This is a genomic window from Mucilaginibacter sp., from assembly GCF_025362475.1.
Classification (GTDB): Bacteria; Bacteroidota; Bacteroidia; order Sphingobacteriales; family Sphingobacteriaceae; genus Mucilaginibacter.
The window spans coordinates 25,937-38,794 of the sequence record NZ_JANYGH010000001.1; the positions used below are offsets into that span (position 1 = coordinate 25,937).

Genomic DNA, 12,858 nt, shown 5'->3' on the forward strand with positions numbered 1-12,858 from the left:
GATCCTGAAATGAAAAAAATACCTGCCTTAATTCTGTTTTTAATTTCTGTAGCTGCAATATCGGCTTGTAATAGTCCGTCCAAAAAACCGTCGCCGGATGCTTTAAAAGTACAAAACAATGGTGTTAATATTGCTTACACTGATAGCGGTACTGGCGATACTACCCTACTATTTGTGCATGGATGGTGTATCAATAAAACCTACTTTACCAATCAGGTTGATGCTTTCAGTAAAAGGTACAGGGTGGTTACTATAGACCTGCCCGGCTTTGGCCAATCGGGCAAAAACAGAACCTCGTGGACGGTTGACAACTTCGGGAAAGATGTTGCCTCGGTAATTACTCAGTTAAATTTAAAACACGTAATTCTTATCGGTCATTCCATGTCTGGCGCTATTGTAGTACAGGCTAAAATAGATGCACCTGGTCAAGTTATTGGGTTGATAGGTATTGACAATTTTAAAGAATATAGCACAGGACCAGAAACCCCGGAATATAAAGCAGAATTTGATGCGGTTATAGATGCACTAAAAAAGGATTTCAAAAAAGTAGCCACCGATTATTTTAATAAATATCTATTTTACAAAACCACCGACGCTGCTTTGCGCAAACGTATACTAAATGATGTTACCCACACGGATAGCACTATTGCCATCGCCTGCATGGAAGACAACAGCTTTAATACCGCGGCCAGGCTAAAAGAGGCAAAAATGAAAATCCACCTAATCAATAGCGATAATACGCCTAATGACGCTACGGGCTTTGTTAAGAACAATATCCCCTACCAACTGCTGATCGTCCATACTACAGGTCATTTCCCTATGTCCGAAAAACCAAATGAGTTTAATATACTCTTGCAAAAAGCCATTAACGATATCAAATAACAACTATCATCTATAGCTCATAACCAAATAGAATAGCATCTATGACTATGTTTAAAATGCCATTTGGCATATATTAATCATAACTTCCTGCTGCTTCTGTTTCTACAAGCTGAGTAAGTATAGCTTTTAAAGTAGCTTCGCGGGCCCATTGCTGTTCCATGATTGAAGCATCGTCCTGGTACCATTTGAGAGGTGTATTTATTTCGATGCGTGCTTTGTAAACAAAATTTTTGGTTGGGTGCATCTTACTCCCCTCATAGCTGTTAAGATTTTCACTTTTAATTATTTTGGCAAAGTCGCGGGCTTTAACATCCAGCTGCAGGCACTCATCAAGCGAATTTTTGAAATCCTGTTTATCTTCCAGCCAAAGGGTTAAGGTTTCGTCGTTGATGTCGTGGTCGGCGATAGAAATACGACTGTAATCATAGTCAACCGAAATGATCATCCACCAAAGCTGGTCTTTTAATTTTTGAGTAATCTTCATATTATTTATTCGTTAGTTTATTGGTTATTGATCTTAGCATGGAATGACCGCTTTCAGTAAACCGGCAACTGCAAACTGATAACTGCCTACTGTAAACTGGCAACTGCCTACTGTAAACTGGCAACTGCCCACTGCCCACTGATAACTGCTAACTGCCCACTGATAACTGCCTACTGCCCACTGATAAACATCTACCTGAAAGCAGGCATCCAGCCCGGAATATATTTTTGTATGGCAACAATTTCATTGTCAAGTTTTTGACAGGCGGCCTGGTAACCCAGGTAGCGTAACAGTGGTTCATGCTGGCAAGTATCATCACCGGTTATAAGTGAATGTTGAGCCGTATGATGTTCTTCGTGCTGAATGGCTGAATAAGCTATATGCATCTTTTGAGTTTAATTGGCTAAGCCTGGCTTTATTTATTCCAATACAGTATTTCTGTATTTATTTTCTTTAAATTAGATGTAATAAATTTGTTTTTACTTAAATTTGTATTACATTAGTAAAAATCAACAGGACAAATATAAAGAATAATCTTTATATTATTCAAGAAAAATCTTTAATATTTATTATCATGGATGATATATCAAAACCCGGTAAAATAAAAACCATTCGCCCGGAAACCCTGGAGTTTATTATCCTTTATAGCCAACTTAAGGGCAAAGCATTTACAGGCAATGCGCAACTGGCCGAAGCTTTGGGCTTTAATTCGCCCAGTTCCATCACCGAAATTGTAAAGAGCCGGCAAAATATCGATCCAGAAAAATTGAGAATTTTTAAAGAAAAATACAAAGAGTTCATCAATACAAATAAATCTGTACGTAATCAAGAAAATATTACAATAAATAAAGCAGAGGAGGGGATTCCGATGTATGAAATTATAGCCACCGCATCGGGTGTAGAAGTATACAATGATATAAATGATTCGCACCCGGTTGGGCGGATGAACTTTCCAGGCATTGAAGATTGCGACTTTGCCCTGCCTGTTTGGGGGCACTCCATGTACCCCTACCTGGAGAACGGTTGCTGGGTAGCGCTAAAGATCATTCATGATAAAAAGATATTACCCGGCGAGGTTTACTATATTGAGTGGGGCGATTACCGCATGTACAAACGTTTGCTTGCCGGCGATAAAACTGATGAAGTAATAGCACACTCAGACAATACTACCGAAATGGTTGGAAACCGCCTTAAATATGCCCCCTTTACTATTAATGTAGCCGATATAAAGAAACTTTGCCTGGTTAAGGATATCCATAAAAAACACAATCATTAGTACCCTCTGCCTGGTCAATAAAGGAAAGCTTTTATACAAACACACATTAATTAGCATAGGATAACTTATCAGCCCGGATTACTCTTCCTTTAAGGGTCCGGGAGGATTTTCCATTCTAAATATCATACAATCAATATCTGTTTTTAAGCTCTCGATGATCTCCTCCAACTCGGCTTTGGATAAATCATCCCTAAAGTCGTTCCGTTTGGTGTTATTGATATACTGTAGATAAGTACCAATCATCAGGCTATGTTTTTTATCAAGCCTATCGCCATCATAAGCTATCATTTTAAACAAACGATCAAGGTGAATGTAGTAATTACGTTTAGTTAAAGTCTCAATATCAACAGATTCTTTCTTAATTTCCTTCAAAAATTCTTCGAGAATCATAATCTATTATTTATATTTATTTCACACTACTTATAAATCAAAGTAAATATATAAACAAAGGGGAAAACACCCACTATTTATAGATCATGAACATACGTTCTTTTTGTTAAAAAATAATATTGCTAATTTCTAAAAGCTTTTAAAACAGTTTGGTAAATATTGTTGTTTATCAGTAAATACTCTCAACCTATAACCTATGGCACTCAACGTTATAAATTTCGTTACTCAGCGGCTTAGTGTTGGCAATGCATTGCAGAATATTCTTTTTTATGCGATGTTGCTTTTTTTGTTCTGCCTAATAATAGCACAGCTCCAAACAAAACGCATATCATCAAAACAGCGTTCAGTAGTTAAATAAATAAACTTTATCTTCCTGCTATTTGCATTCTTCCCTCTTCTTTTAATTACCTCAAATTAAATTCCTGCTAAAGCTCAATTAGCTTAAATTTGCTTTTATCAATTCAGGATTTATTTTTCTTTTTTAATATGCTGATCAGACTTGCTACAATAAATGATATCCCACAAATCATGCAGCTAATTTCCCGCGTGGTGCCAATAATGATTACTTCAGGTAATTACCAGTGGGATAATACTTACCCCAACGCCGAAGTTTTTATAGATGATATTACCATTGGGAAGCTTTGGGTGGCAGATGTTGAGGGGCAAATTGCAGGCATTACAGCCATTACAACCGATCAGGAAGCTGAATATGCCCAGGTAGGCTGGGACATTACCGAAGTGGCCATTGTTACTCACCGGCTTGCTGTAGATCCACAATACAGGGGAATGGGAATTGCGGCTTCATTGCTGCAACAGGCCGAATCTGAAGCCATACGCCGGGGGATAAAAACCCTGCGTATTGATACCAACACAGGTAACCAGGCTACTCAAAATCTATTTCCCAAATTAGGTTATGTTTTCGCCGGCGAAATAGGGCTGGGTTTCAGGGCGGGATTAAGATTTTACTGTTATGAAAAACGGCTTGATTAACCTTCATTAACCACAGGTTAAATTTGCTATTAAAAACCATTGTTTTGGTTATTAATAGTTCCTACAAACAGCCTACTCCCCCTTTTTCATCTATTAATTATTAACATTGTGTCATTTTATCCACAATATCCAAAGCGCTAAATCAAAAAAAGCTTATATTTATTATGTAAACCAATTTCCCCAGCCGATACTTCAAGTTTTGAGCCGAACTGAATTATAAACCCTGAGAGATAACTAACATGGATCCTGCAATGACGCTTGTAATAGCCGCAATTATTGCCGCTATTATTTTGGTTTTGTTTAACAAACAACAAGAGAACAAGGTAAGCAATAAGATGTATACCGTTGACGTACGTCAACTATACCTGCTCACCGCAGCCGAGTATAAAATTAATACTTTAGAAAGACTGCAACGCTTAAACGTTGACCATGAACTGGCCGGGCTAATCACTGCATTTAAAAGCGGCGAAATCCAGTTAAATAAACTCAATGAGGAACTTGACTGTTTACTAAGTAAATTTAATGCATCAGACCTTGCCCAGGTTTGTTAAAATTAAGCTGCCAAATCACCAATAATGCCATTTTATATTAAATATAATGGCCTCTTTTGTAATGGACAGAATCCTACCCAGCTTGTGCTATTACTAAAATTAAAGCTATTTTAAAACAACCACGTATCCCAATAATTTGGGCCTTCCTTTTTTAAGATCCATTCATAATAATACGCGCCCGAAGGTATCAGGTTAGTATTATATGTACCATTCCATGGCTTTGTGTAATCTACAGATAAATACAATTGCTCCGCACCGATTAATTATACTTACTACAACAGTCGGGATAATTTACCAGTGACGGAATGTTCCGGGTATCCTTATACCCCCCCATTTGACGTAAGTGTTCCTAAGACAATACATTTGAGAACCATTGGCAAACGCATTAGAGATACTACTTTCTTTCTTTCCCGGTTAGCTAAAATCTATGCTTAGAAACCTATCCTCCAATACCTCAACCTAGACCTACTCAACCCCATTTTTAAGCATAAAAAAAGCCGGGCAGTGCCGGCTTATACTTAAAAGAATAATTTTTTTATGTTGTTAGTTACGTCTGAAACCACCTTTACCACCGCCGCTGTTGCCACCGCCGTTAAATCCAGGACCTTTATCTTCGGCTACATTAACCGTTATCCTGCGTCCGTAATAACTTGCACCGTTCATACACCTGATCGCTTCCTTCGCTTCGTTATCGTTCACCATTTCCACAAACCCAAAACCCTTACTCTCTTTTGTTTCGCGATCTTTAATGATTCTGAGCGATTTAACCGGCCCAAAGTCACCAAAAACAGCTGTTAATTCGGCCTCATCTACTTCTAAAGGAAGCCCTGCAATAAATACTTTCATCAATGTCTTTAAAATTTGTATAAAGGTACAAAAAATTGAGGGTATTTAGTAGTTATTGAAGTAAATAGGCTGGTTGCAACGGCTTTTTTACCTTGAAATTACCCAATCACTTTTAGCTTATAAAATAGCTGTCCTATTGATTTAAAAACGTTTTTTTATTTAAGCTGTAGTTCAAAACTACCTTCAACCCTATAAAAAGGAGAATTTTCTTTATCGTCTTTAGCCAAAAAAGTAAAGAAAGTGCCTTTGGCTATCATATTATCTTTGTTGTATTTATCCAAAGTAATTTTCCCGGAATCGTCTTTCCCAACAAATTGGGTTAACGTATATTGTAACAAAGGTTTTTTCTCATCAACCGTAAAAAGAAATTGGCTTCCGGCTACTTTACTGTTAACATTTGCCGATGCAAAACCCTCGGAGCTTATTCCAAAACTCATGGTGTGTGCCTTGTTAATGGCAGTAATGCCAAAGTACTTGTTATCACCATTATGCACGTTAATAAACGCTATAGAATCTGTTGAAGCATCAAAGGTATAGGTTGAGTCTTCAATGGTTATTTTTAGTATACCTTTCCCTGCCAAAAAATTACCTGGAGTATTGATAATACCTAATGATGCACTATCAATAGCTGCAACAGGCTTAATGGTTCCCATGTCTTTCACTCCCTCATCTTTCTGGCATGACGAAGCCATCACCGAAATGAGTAAAACACATAAAATGAACCAATTAGTAAACCTTTTATTGCCCATAGGTAAATTGATGGTTAAAGCTAATAATAAAAACCCTGAAAGTTTATCTATGCAATAAATTTAATAAATATTTAACACTTTTTAACCCCTTGGCGACAAATTCTGCAAAAAGATTATTGCGCAGTATATTTTCAAAAAACAAACGCAATCAATCGATATACAAAAGTTAAGAAAGCTTATTTAGTGATTGGTTAAAAACCCATGTTATTGCGAAGCTAACAGGTAACCAGGAAGGCATTATTAAAAAATTGTGGTTTTTTGATAAAAGCAGGCAAAAAGGGATTAAAACACCTCACCCACATTAATAAACAACCCTCTCGAGCCCTCCCTGCCAAAACCATAATCTATGGCTATATTGGTTTTTGATACTTTATTAAGTTTAATGCGCAAGCCCGGGCCAAAGGCCGGCTGTATGGCTTCTAAACGTGTACCCGGCGCAGCCGAAAACGACTGTCCGTTCACAAACAACACACCGCCCAATAATCCATTCCTTGTTATTTTAAACCGGTACTCGCTTTCAAGGTATACCATTTGCGCCCCTCTAAACCTTCCCTGTATATACCCCCTGCCGGTGGTAAAACTTGGGTCATGCCCCGTCGCGGGCAAATCAAGATAGGCAGGCCTGCCGTTTAGTACCAGCCAATTGTATGACCAAAAGGCAATTATATTATCAGAGTTTCCGGGCAACCGGTAATACTTACGCACATCAATAATTAATGATCGCCATGGTGCGGTGCTGCCTAAAAAGGTAAAGTTATCCCGGTACTGTGCCGATGCATAAAACCCGCGCGAAGGATTGATAGAATTATCACGACTATCAAACAAGGTGTTAAAGGTTACCCCTGTCGATATGGCGCGTGATACAGGCCCATATCTTTCATAATCAGATACGCCGCCATTTAACTGTCCTTTCTCGCCCATGTTCCAGCGATCATCAAAAATATATCCCAGGCCAGCAAAAAAATCTCCTCCTACATGTTTCAATACGGTTTCATTAAACCTAAAAAAGGAGTAATCCAACGGGTTTTCATTAGCTATATTTGAATTGGAGCCCAGGCCAAAGGTACTTTGAGGGTATTTGTAAAATCTAAAATCGCCTATAAAAGTGTATTGATTATCCTTTGTATAAATATTGGATTGCAGGGGAACGATTACCTGTTTTTTTTGAGTATAAGCAGGATTTATGGTAATAGTAGATATCCGCGCTTTAGGGCCGGTACGGAAAGCAATATTACCCGAAATAGTTGCGGCCAATGATGTTTGCAAGGTATAACCAACAGCCGGCAAAATCGACAATACCGGCTTTGTGCTTATTGAGTCAACCTTTGCCGGTTTATCTGCTTTAACAAAGGCGGCCTTTATAACATCAAATATATCTTTTTCATAAGCAGTATCGGCAGGGGCGGCAATAACAGTATCCTTCAGTTTTGAACGACCAATAGGAATATATTTTTTTTCTTGCGCGGATAGCTTTGTGTAGCAGAACAATGAAAAAACAAAACATAAAAGAAGTACTTTTTTGCCGGGCATTATAATGAGCAATTTGCGAAGGATTGGTTTAAAATTGCAATTATAAATAATTATTCCATTAAATTCTTCCACAATCATATTAAGCTTTTAGTCGTGGATCGAAAGAGAAAACATTCACATCGATAAATTTTATCTTATCAAAATCAGGATGTGCCGGGTTAAGCAGGTAATTATATTCCAGGTCGATAATGGCCGATGGCACTTTTAAAACCGCGGTTTCCATTTTGGCAAGCCAATTATCACCCAGCTGCTGGGTAATGGGGTAATTGATTACCTTATGCCAGTTTGCGTCAAGTTTTATAAGTTGCTTCGTAGTAATTTCGGTAATTGGCAGATTACCTGGAATTTCGATAATTACAACCGAAAAATTACCGCTATATAAAGATGTTCCCACTGAATGTACCAGTTTTTCGAGACAGGAAAGCGCCAGGGATCCGCCCGTATAAATTACATATTGCCCAAGCGAATTCCATCGGCCATCTATTCCGGATCCCTTACGGTCATGACTATATTTGGTTTGACTGATACGGTAAACGCGCAAATTAATTAGTGATTTAGTGATTGGTTGAATTTGTGATTTTATTAATTTTCGCTTTAGTTGGTTTGCAAGTTATGATAGTGCTAAAAATGGGTGAGCAATTAAACCACTCTCCACTCACACAATCAACCACTCTCCAATATTAAGCCAAAACTCCGTAATCAATACGAATAAGCTGAGTTAATACAATACTGATGCCGGTAAGGGTATCAAGCAAATCAAAGGGGATGGCATCAATGCCGGGATTATAGTGCTTAAGCCAGCTTTTAAACTCATCCAGCGAGCCAAAGGTATCCAACCCTTTATCAAAAAGTTCAAAAAGTTGAATAATGTGCTCACTAAGCCCCTGGTTTAACTCCCGCGAACTTTGGATATGCTTACGTAGTGTTGGTTCGGTAATATCAAGCCATTTGGCAATATCAATTTGGGTAGCTCCGGTAACTTGTATTAAATCGGTAATAGCGGCAGAACGCAGTCCCTGCTTTATAGCCCCCAACTTAGCCAGCGGCGATTTAAAATAAGTTTCATAAGGTACCAAAAGATCATTCACAATAAATGTTGATGCATTTTCATGAACCACATACGCCCTTGAAGCAGTTTGCCCTGCCACGGTTGCTACTGCCTGCCTTTTAATTGATTTGCTCATACACAAATGTAATTATTTTCTTTTTAAAAAGAAAATAATTACTAAATCCATCATACATCTTCGCCCACATAGCTAATCATACCGAATATTAAATCGTTGTGAGCCAGCTGCCTTTTATTTTTTACCGGCAGTCTTATCTTTGTTTGCTTTTTCCTGGCCAATCCCCATAGTCAGTGCAGTTAATCCTGCCATACTGCCAAGTTGCATGGTATCAATTGCCGAACTGGGTACAATTACAATAGTGGAGTTTTGTTTCAAACCTTCGTAAAGCATGTTCATTGCCCTTAAATGTAATGCCACCGGGTTGTCTGCGTACGTTAGGGCTGCTTCTCCAAACTTTTCGGCCACCTGTTTCTCAGAGTCTCCCAAAATTACCCTGGCCTGCCGTTCTCTTTCTGCCTGTGCCTGCATAGACATGGCGTTCTCCAGTGCGCCGGGGATCAAAACGTCTTTGATCTCCACAGAGTTGACATTGATACCCCATGGCTCTGTACGTTCATCAATAATCTTTTGCAGTATGCCACTAATTTTCTCCCGTCCTTCAAGCATGTCCGATAACATGGTCTTTCCGATAACATCCCGCAATGCGGTTTGCGAGGCCCAACTAATTGCCCCCATATAGTCCGCGACTTCGAGGGCTGCTTTTTTCGGGTCAAGCACCTTCCAAAATAATACGGCAACCACATCAACCGGTACCGTGTCTTTGGTAAGTGTTTTTTCAGCCTTAAACGATGTCGTGATTACCCGGGTATCAATCCAGTATGGTATGGTATCCAGAATGGGGATAATGAAAAACAGCCCTGGCCCCCTGAGCGATTGAAAACGCCCCAGGCGTAATACCACGCCCCTTTCCCAGGGATTAGCAATCTTGATAGCAAGAGAAATTAGCAAAGCAACCACAAAGGCGCTTACCATAATGATGGTGCTTGTTGCGGCACTCGAAGCATCATATGCCATCCTTGCCCATACAATACCAAGACCCAAAATTAGAAAAAACATGATTACAGGAAACGAATTTTGATTTCTCATATCAAACCACCTCCTAATTGGTTAATATATTGTATATTAAAGATAATCAAATTATGTAACTGATTAGTAATGGTATTCACACATTTTGCAATCGAAGGATCTTTGTACCTTTCAGGATGAAATTCATACTGAAAGCATCAGCTTGTTTTGATGCACTCTAAATTCTTTAATCTGCAATGGTTTAAACCAGCTAACTGTTTTACTGGGTAGTCCGATGCTGACCATTAACAATTAGCGTGTATGTTTTACCAAAAAAATTAGCATATCTCAAATATATTCCCTACATTTGATTCTACTTTATGCCAATCGGCATTTTAAACATAATGAAAACCTATTCCTACACCTTTAAAACAGCCAACGAGCTGGCGAGACTCATCGACGAATATTTTTTATACATCGAGGGTGAATATCATCTTGAACAAAAACCTGCAACTGATAAAAAAGAACAAACCGAAAACAAAGTTTGGGACCGGGAACCTGCGCCACCAACTTTTTGCGGACTGGCCCTATTTCTGGGATTCAATAGTATGCAGGAATTTGAAGATTATGAACAGAACGGCAAACACCAAAAATTACTTAAACGTGGCAGGCTGCGCATTGAAGCCTCCTATGAAGCTAAACTTTTTGAAAAACCTACCGGGGCCATATTTGCTTTGAAAAGCATGGGTTGGAATGATAAATCAGAACCAAACTCACCACCCGATAAAAGTAATAACACCCTTAAAGTTGAAATAACCAATACCGGCCCTGATACCGCCCGCAACGAAAAAGAGGTGAAAATTTAACAACCTCTCCCCTATCTCCTCTATTAATGCCTAATTACCAAAAGGATGACTAATGACCTGATACCTGATGCCCCAAAATTTGAAGTTTCGATACTCTTTGGGCAAAACTACCACACAGAAACACATATAACGGTAAACCAGGGCGGCACAAGTTCTGGCAAAACCTACGCCATTACCCAGGTGCTACTTTGCCTGGCTTGCCAAACCGCCAAACTTGTAATTACCATAGTAGGCCAGGATATTCCAAACCTAAAAGCCGGTGCCCTGCGCGATGCACTCAGCATTTACAATAATTCTACCGCATTAAAATCTGCCGTAAAAAATTATAACAAAACCGATCGCATTTTTGAGTTTCATAATGGTACAATTATGGAGTTTAAAAGCTACTCAGATGCACAGGATGCAAAATCGGGCAAGCGCGATTACCTGTTTATTAACGAAGCCAACGGAATAACCTATGCCGTTTACCAGGAGCTGGCATTGCGTACCCGGAAACGTATTTATATTGACTACAACCCCAATACCGGTTTCTGGGTGCATGAGCACTTGATTGGCAGGCCCGATGTGCAACTAATCATCTCTGATCACCGGCACAATCCATTTTTGGATAAAAGCATAAGAGAAAAAATAGAAGGCTTAAAAAAAATAGATATTGAACTTTGGAAGGTTTATGCCCGTGGCCTCACCGGTAAAATCACAGGCCTTATTTTCAGCAATTGGTATGTTTGTGATCAAATATCAGCCGATGCCAAACTGATAGGTATAGGGTTAGATTTTGGCTTTACCAATGACGAAACCGCCTGCCTTGAAGTGTACCTGCAAAACGGCGAACTGTGGGTAAATGAGCTGTTTTATCAAACCGGTTTAACCAATATTGATATAGCTGCAAAACTAAAAGGCACAGGAGTAAGCCGCAAAACCGAGATTATTGCCGATAGCGCCGAGCCAAAATCAATAGAAGAATTTAAGCGTATGGGCTGGTATATTACAGGCGCAAAAAAAGGCCCCGATAGTATTAATAATTCTATAGATATACTTAAACGCTACAAAATAAATGTAACCCGTGCCAGCGTTAATCTCCGTAAGGAATTGGACCGCTATAAATGGCGGGTCGACAAATCGGGCAAAACCATCAATGAAGCAGTCGACTCCTATAACCACCTCATTGATGCCCTGCGCTATGTAGCTTTAAATAAACTAAAGGTAAACACCGAACGAAAAATAAAATCAAGAATGCCATACAATCCACAATCTGCCAACCGGTCAACCTTAAATGAGTTAATTGGCCCTATAGGTTAGCCCAACTTTTCCCGTTGGTTTTACTCAATGCCGTTACAATTTAACCAGGCAGACCAATTGTGTCTTTGCATTTTTGCCGAAAATCTTTTTAACCAATAGTACCTGCCCTTTAAGGTATAATACTTCAAACCAATATCATGATCGAAAAAACACTCACAACAACCCATGGAAAGCTACGGGTCAAAATCCCCACGCAATTAAGCGATGTAACCCTGGGGCAAATGATGGCTATGCAGGCCAAACCAAATCTGAACGATATCGAAGCCATCAGCATCCTTTCTTCGATTTCTATAGATGAACTGAATGCGGTAAAAGATATCAACGATTTTCATGCCTTTGGCGATGCAGTGCTTTCCTTATCCTACCAAATTAAATATTTATATAACAGCGATGCTATACCCAGGCAGGTAAGCTTCCTGTTGGCACACACCCATCAGCCCAAAATAATAAAGGTGATGAAAAACCTATCGGTTGAACCGGCAGGTGCATTTATGGCAGCACGGGATATTATTGCCGACGAAGTAAATACCCACATTAAACAATTTGGAGAAGATGATTGGAAAGAAAACTTTAATCCATCCTTAACTGCCTGCTGCCAGGTATTGGCACATTATTTTTTTTGCAGGGCAACAGGTAAAAAATATAACGAATATGAGGCTGAGGAATTTACCAACGAAATAAAAAAAATGCGGGTAACGGAGGCACTGCCCATCGCCAAACATTTTTTTATCTGCTATCCCAACTTATCGAAACCGAAAATAAGCTTCTGGCATCGCCTCCAACAATTTTGGAGAAACGCGCTGGCATCCAATCGTTCGAAAAGTTTAAGTATATCAACACCATAAATTCCCTCGCCAGCGGCG

Annotated in this window: 16 protein-coding genes; 7 read left to right on the forward strand and 9 right to left on the reverse strand. The window is 39.1% G+C overall.

The features are described 5' to 3' along the window. Positions 1-9: 9 nt before the first annotated feature. Positions 10-882 carry an alpha/beta hydrolase gene (locus Q0R88_RS00130; RefSeq protein WP_295710976.1) on the forward strand — a complete coding sequence of 291 codons (873 nt, stop codon included), beginning with the start codon at positions 10-12 and terminating at the stop codon, positions 880-882. A 73-nt stretch (positions 883-955) separates the two neighbouring features. On the opposite strand, the gene Q0R88_RS00135 is transcribed toward Q0R88_RS00130, so the two are convergent. Both Q0R88_RS00135 and Q0R88_RS00140 read right to left on the reverse strand, forming a co-directional pair. Next, a complete protein-coding gene (locus Q0R88_RS00135) occupies positions 956-1,366 on the reverse strand; it encodes a hypothetical protein (RefSeq protein ID WP_295710978.1) in 411 nt (136 codons plus the stop codon). Positions 1,367-1,557: 191 nt separating this feature from the next. After that, positions 1,558-1,752, reverse strand: coding sequence for a hypothetical protein (locus Q0R88_RS00140; RefSeq protein ID WP_295710980.1), 195 nt, complete (start codon positions 1,750-1,752; stop codon positions 1,558-1,560). A 188-nt stretch (positions 1,753-1,940) separates the two neighbouring features. Between Q0R88_RS00140 and Q0R88_RS00145 the strand changes: the two genes are divergently transcribed. Further along, a complete protein-coding gene (locus Q0R88_RS00145; protein WP_295710982.1) occupies positions 1,941-2,642 on the forward strand; it encodes a S24 family peptidase in 702 nt (233 codons plus the stop codon). 78 nt (positions 2,643-2,720) lie between these two features. Here the strand turns inward: Q0R88_RS00145 and Q0R88_RS00150 are convergent, their stop codons facing one another. Then, positions 2,721-3,032: a hypothetical protein gene (locus tag Q0R88_RS00150; RefSeq protein WP_295710984.1), complete on the reverse strand. Its 312-nt coding sequence runs from the start codon at positions 3,030-3,032 to the stop codon at positions 2,721-2,723. Positions 3,033-3,518: 486 nt separating this feature from the next. Here Q0R88_RS00150 and Q0R88_RS00155 point away from each other — a divergent pair, with 486 nt between their 5' ends. Continuing rightward, entirely contained in the window at positions 3,519-4,022 is a 504-nt protein-coding gene (locus Q0R88_RS00155; RefSeq protein WP_295710986.1) for a GNAT family N-acetyltransferase, read from the forward strand. A 239-nt stretch (positions 4,023-4,261) separates the two neighbouring features. Then, positions 4,262-4,573 carry a hypothetical protein gene (locus tag Q0R88_RS00160; RefSeq protein ID WP_295710987.1) on the forward strand — a complete coding sequence of 104 codons (312 nt, stop codon included), beginning with the start codon at positions 4,262-4,264 and terminating at the stop codon, positions 4,571-4,573. 543 nt (positions 4,574-5,116) lie between these two features. Here the strand turns inward: Q0R88_RS00160 and Q0R88_RS00165 are convergent. The 6 genes from Q0R88_RS00165 to Q0R88_RS00190 form a co-directional block, all read right to left on the reverse strand. After that, on the reverse strand, positions 5,117-5,419 hold the full coding sequence (locus Q0R88_RS00165; protein ID WP_295710988.1) for an RNA-binding protein: 303 nt from the start codon (positions 5,417-5,419) through the stop codon (positions 5,117-5,119). 155 nt (positions 5,420-5,574) lie between these two features. Beyond that, positions 5,575-6,168: a hypothetical protein gene (locus Q0R88_RS00170; RefSeq protein ID WP_295710989.1), complete on the reverse strand. Its 594-nt coding sequence runs from the start codon at positions 6,166-6,168 to the stop codon at positions 5,575-5,577. Positions 6,169-6,450: 282 nt separating this feature from the next. Continuing rightward, on the reverse strand, positions 6,451-7,698 hold the full coding sequence (locus tag Q0R88_RS00175; RefSeq protein WP_295710991.1) for a hypothetical protein: 1,248 nt from the start codon (positions 7,696-7,698) through the stop codon (positions 6,451-6,453). A 79-nt stretch (positions 7,699-7,777) separates the two neighbouring features. Continuing rightward, positions 7,778-8,239: an RES family NAD+ phosphorylase gene (locus Q0R88_RS00180; protein ID WP_295710993.1), complete on the reverse strand. Its 462-nt coding sequence runs from the start codon at positions 8,237-8,239 to the stop codon at positions 7,778-7,780. A 139-nt stretch (positions 8,240-8,378) separates the two neighbouring features. Further along, the gene (locus Q0R88_RS00185; protein WP_295710995.1) at positions 8,379-8,882 is read right to left on the reverse strand and encodes an antitoxin Xre/MbcA/ParS toxin-binding domain-containing protein; all 504 of its coding nucleotides are present in this window, start codon (positions 8,880-8,882) and stop codon (positions 8,379-8,381) included. Positions 8,883-8,996: 114 nt separating this feature from the next. Beyond that, positions 8,997-9,881, reverse strand: a complete 885-nt coding sequence (locus Q0R88_RS00190; RefSeq protein WP_295710997.1) for a slipin family protein — start codon at positions 9,879-9,881, stop codon at positions 8,997-8,999. Positions 9,882-10,234: 353 nt separating this feature from the next. Between Q0R88_RS00190 and Q0R88_RS00195 the strand changes: the two genes are divergently transcribed. From Q0R88_RS00195 to Q0R88_RS00205, 3 genes are all read left to right on the forward strand, one after another. Beyond that, positions 10,235-10,696 (forward strand): terminase small subunit, encoded by a 462-nt coding sequence (locus tag Q0R88_RS00195; RefSeq protein WP_295710999.1) that lies wholly within the window; start codon positions 10,235-10,237, stop codon positions 10,694-10,696. A 45-nt stretch (positions 10,697-10,741) separates the two neighbouring features. Beyond that, the gene (locus tag Q0R88_RS00200) at positions 10,742-11,995 is read left to right on the forward strand and encodes a PBSX family phage terminase large subunit (protein ID WP_295711001.1); all 1,254 of its coding nucleotides are present in this window, start codon (positions 10,742-10,744) and stop codon (positions 11,993-11,995) included. Between the two features lie 137 nt (positions 11,996-12,132). Next, entirely contained in the window at positions 12,133-12,840 is a 708-nt protein-coding gene (locus tag Q0R88_RS00205; RefSeq protein WP_295711004.1) for a hypothetical protein, read from the forward strand. Positions 12,841-12,858 lie beyond the last annotated feature (18 nt).

Excerpts from the sequence above, each read along its gene's own strand:
- Q0R88_RS00195 (WP_295710999.1), top strand. The coding sequence starts at position 10,235 with ATGAAAACCTATTCCTACACCTTTAAAACAGCCAACGAGCTGGCGAGA.
- Q0R88_RS00185 (WP_295710995.1), bottom strand. The coding sequence starts at position 8,882 with ATGAGCAAATCAATTAAAAGGCAGGCAGTAGCAACCGTGGCAGGGCAA.
- Q0R88_RS00155 (WP_295710986.1), top strand. The coding sequence starts at position 3,519 with ATGCTGATCAGACTTGCTACAATAAATGATATCCCACAAATCATGCAG.
- Q0R88_RS00130 (WP_295710976.1), top strand. The coding sequence starts at position 10 with ATGAAAAAAATACCTGCCTTAATTCTGTTTTTAATTTCTGTAGCTGCA.
- Q0R88_RS00175 (WP_295710991.1), bottom strand. The coding sequence starts at position 7,698 with ATGCCCGGCAAAAAAGTACTTCTTTTATGTTTTGTTTTTTCATTGTTC.
- Q0R88_RS00190 (WP_295710997.1), bottom strand. The coding sequence starts at position 9,881 with ATGTTTTTTCTAATTTTGGGTCTTGGTATTGTATGGGCAAGGATGGCA.
- Q0R88_RS00170 (WP_295710989.1), bottom strand. The coding sequence starts at position 6,168 with ATGGGCAATAAAAGGTTTACTAATTGGTTCATTTTATGTGTTTTACTC.
- Q0R88_RS00160 (WP_295710987.1), top strand. The coding sequence starts at position 4,262 with ATGGATCCTGCAATGACGCTTGTAATAGCCGCAATTATTGCCGCTATT.
- Q0R88_RS00150 (WP_295710984.1), bottom strand. The coding sequence starts at position 3,032 with ATGATTCTCGAAGAATTTTTGAAGGAAATTAAGAAAGAATCTGTTGAT.
- Q0R88_RS00205 (WP_295711004.1), top strand. The coding sequence starts at position 12,133 with ATGATCGAAAAAACACTCACAACAACCCATGGAAAGCTACGGGTCAAA.
- Q0R88_RS00145 (WP_295710982.1), top strand. The coding sequence starts at position 1,941 with ATGGATGATATATCAAAACCCGGTAAAATAAAAACCATTCGCCCGGAA.
- Q0R88_RS00140 (WP_295710980.1), bottom strand. The coding sequence starts at position 1,752 with ATGCATATAGCTTATTCAGCCATTCAGCACGAAGAACATCATACGGCT.
- Q0R88_RS00200 (WP_295711001.1), top strand. The coding sequence starts at position 10,742 with ATGACTAATGACCTGATACCTGATGCCCCAAAATTTGAAGTTTCGATA.
- Q0R88_RS00135 (WP_295710978.1), bottom strand. The coding sequence starts at position 1,366 with ATGAAGATTACTCAAAAATTAAAAGACCAGCTTTGGTGGATGATCATT.
- Q0R88_RS00165 (WP_295710988.1), bottom strand. The coding sequence starts at position 5,419 with ATGAAAGTATTTATTGCAGGGCTTCCTTTAGAAGTAGATGAGGCCGAA.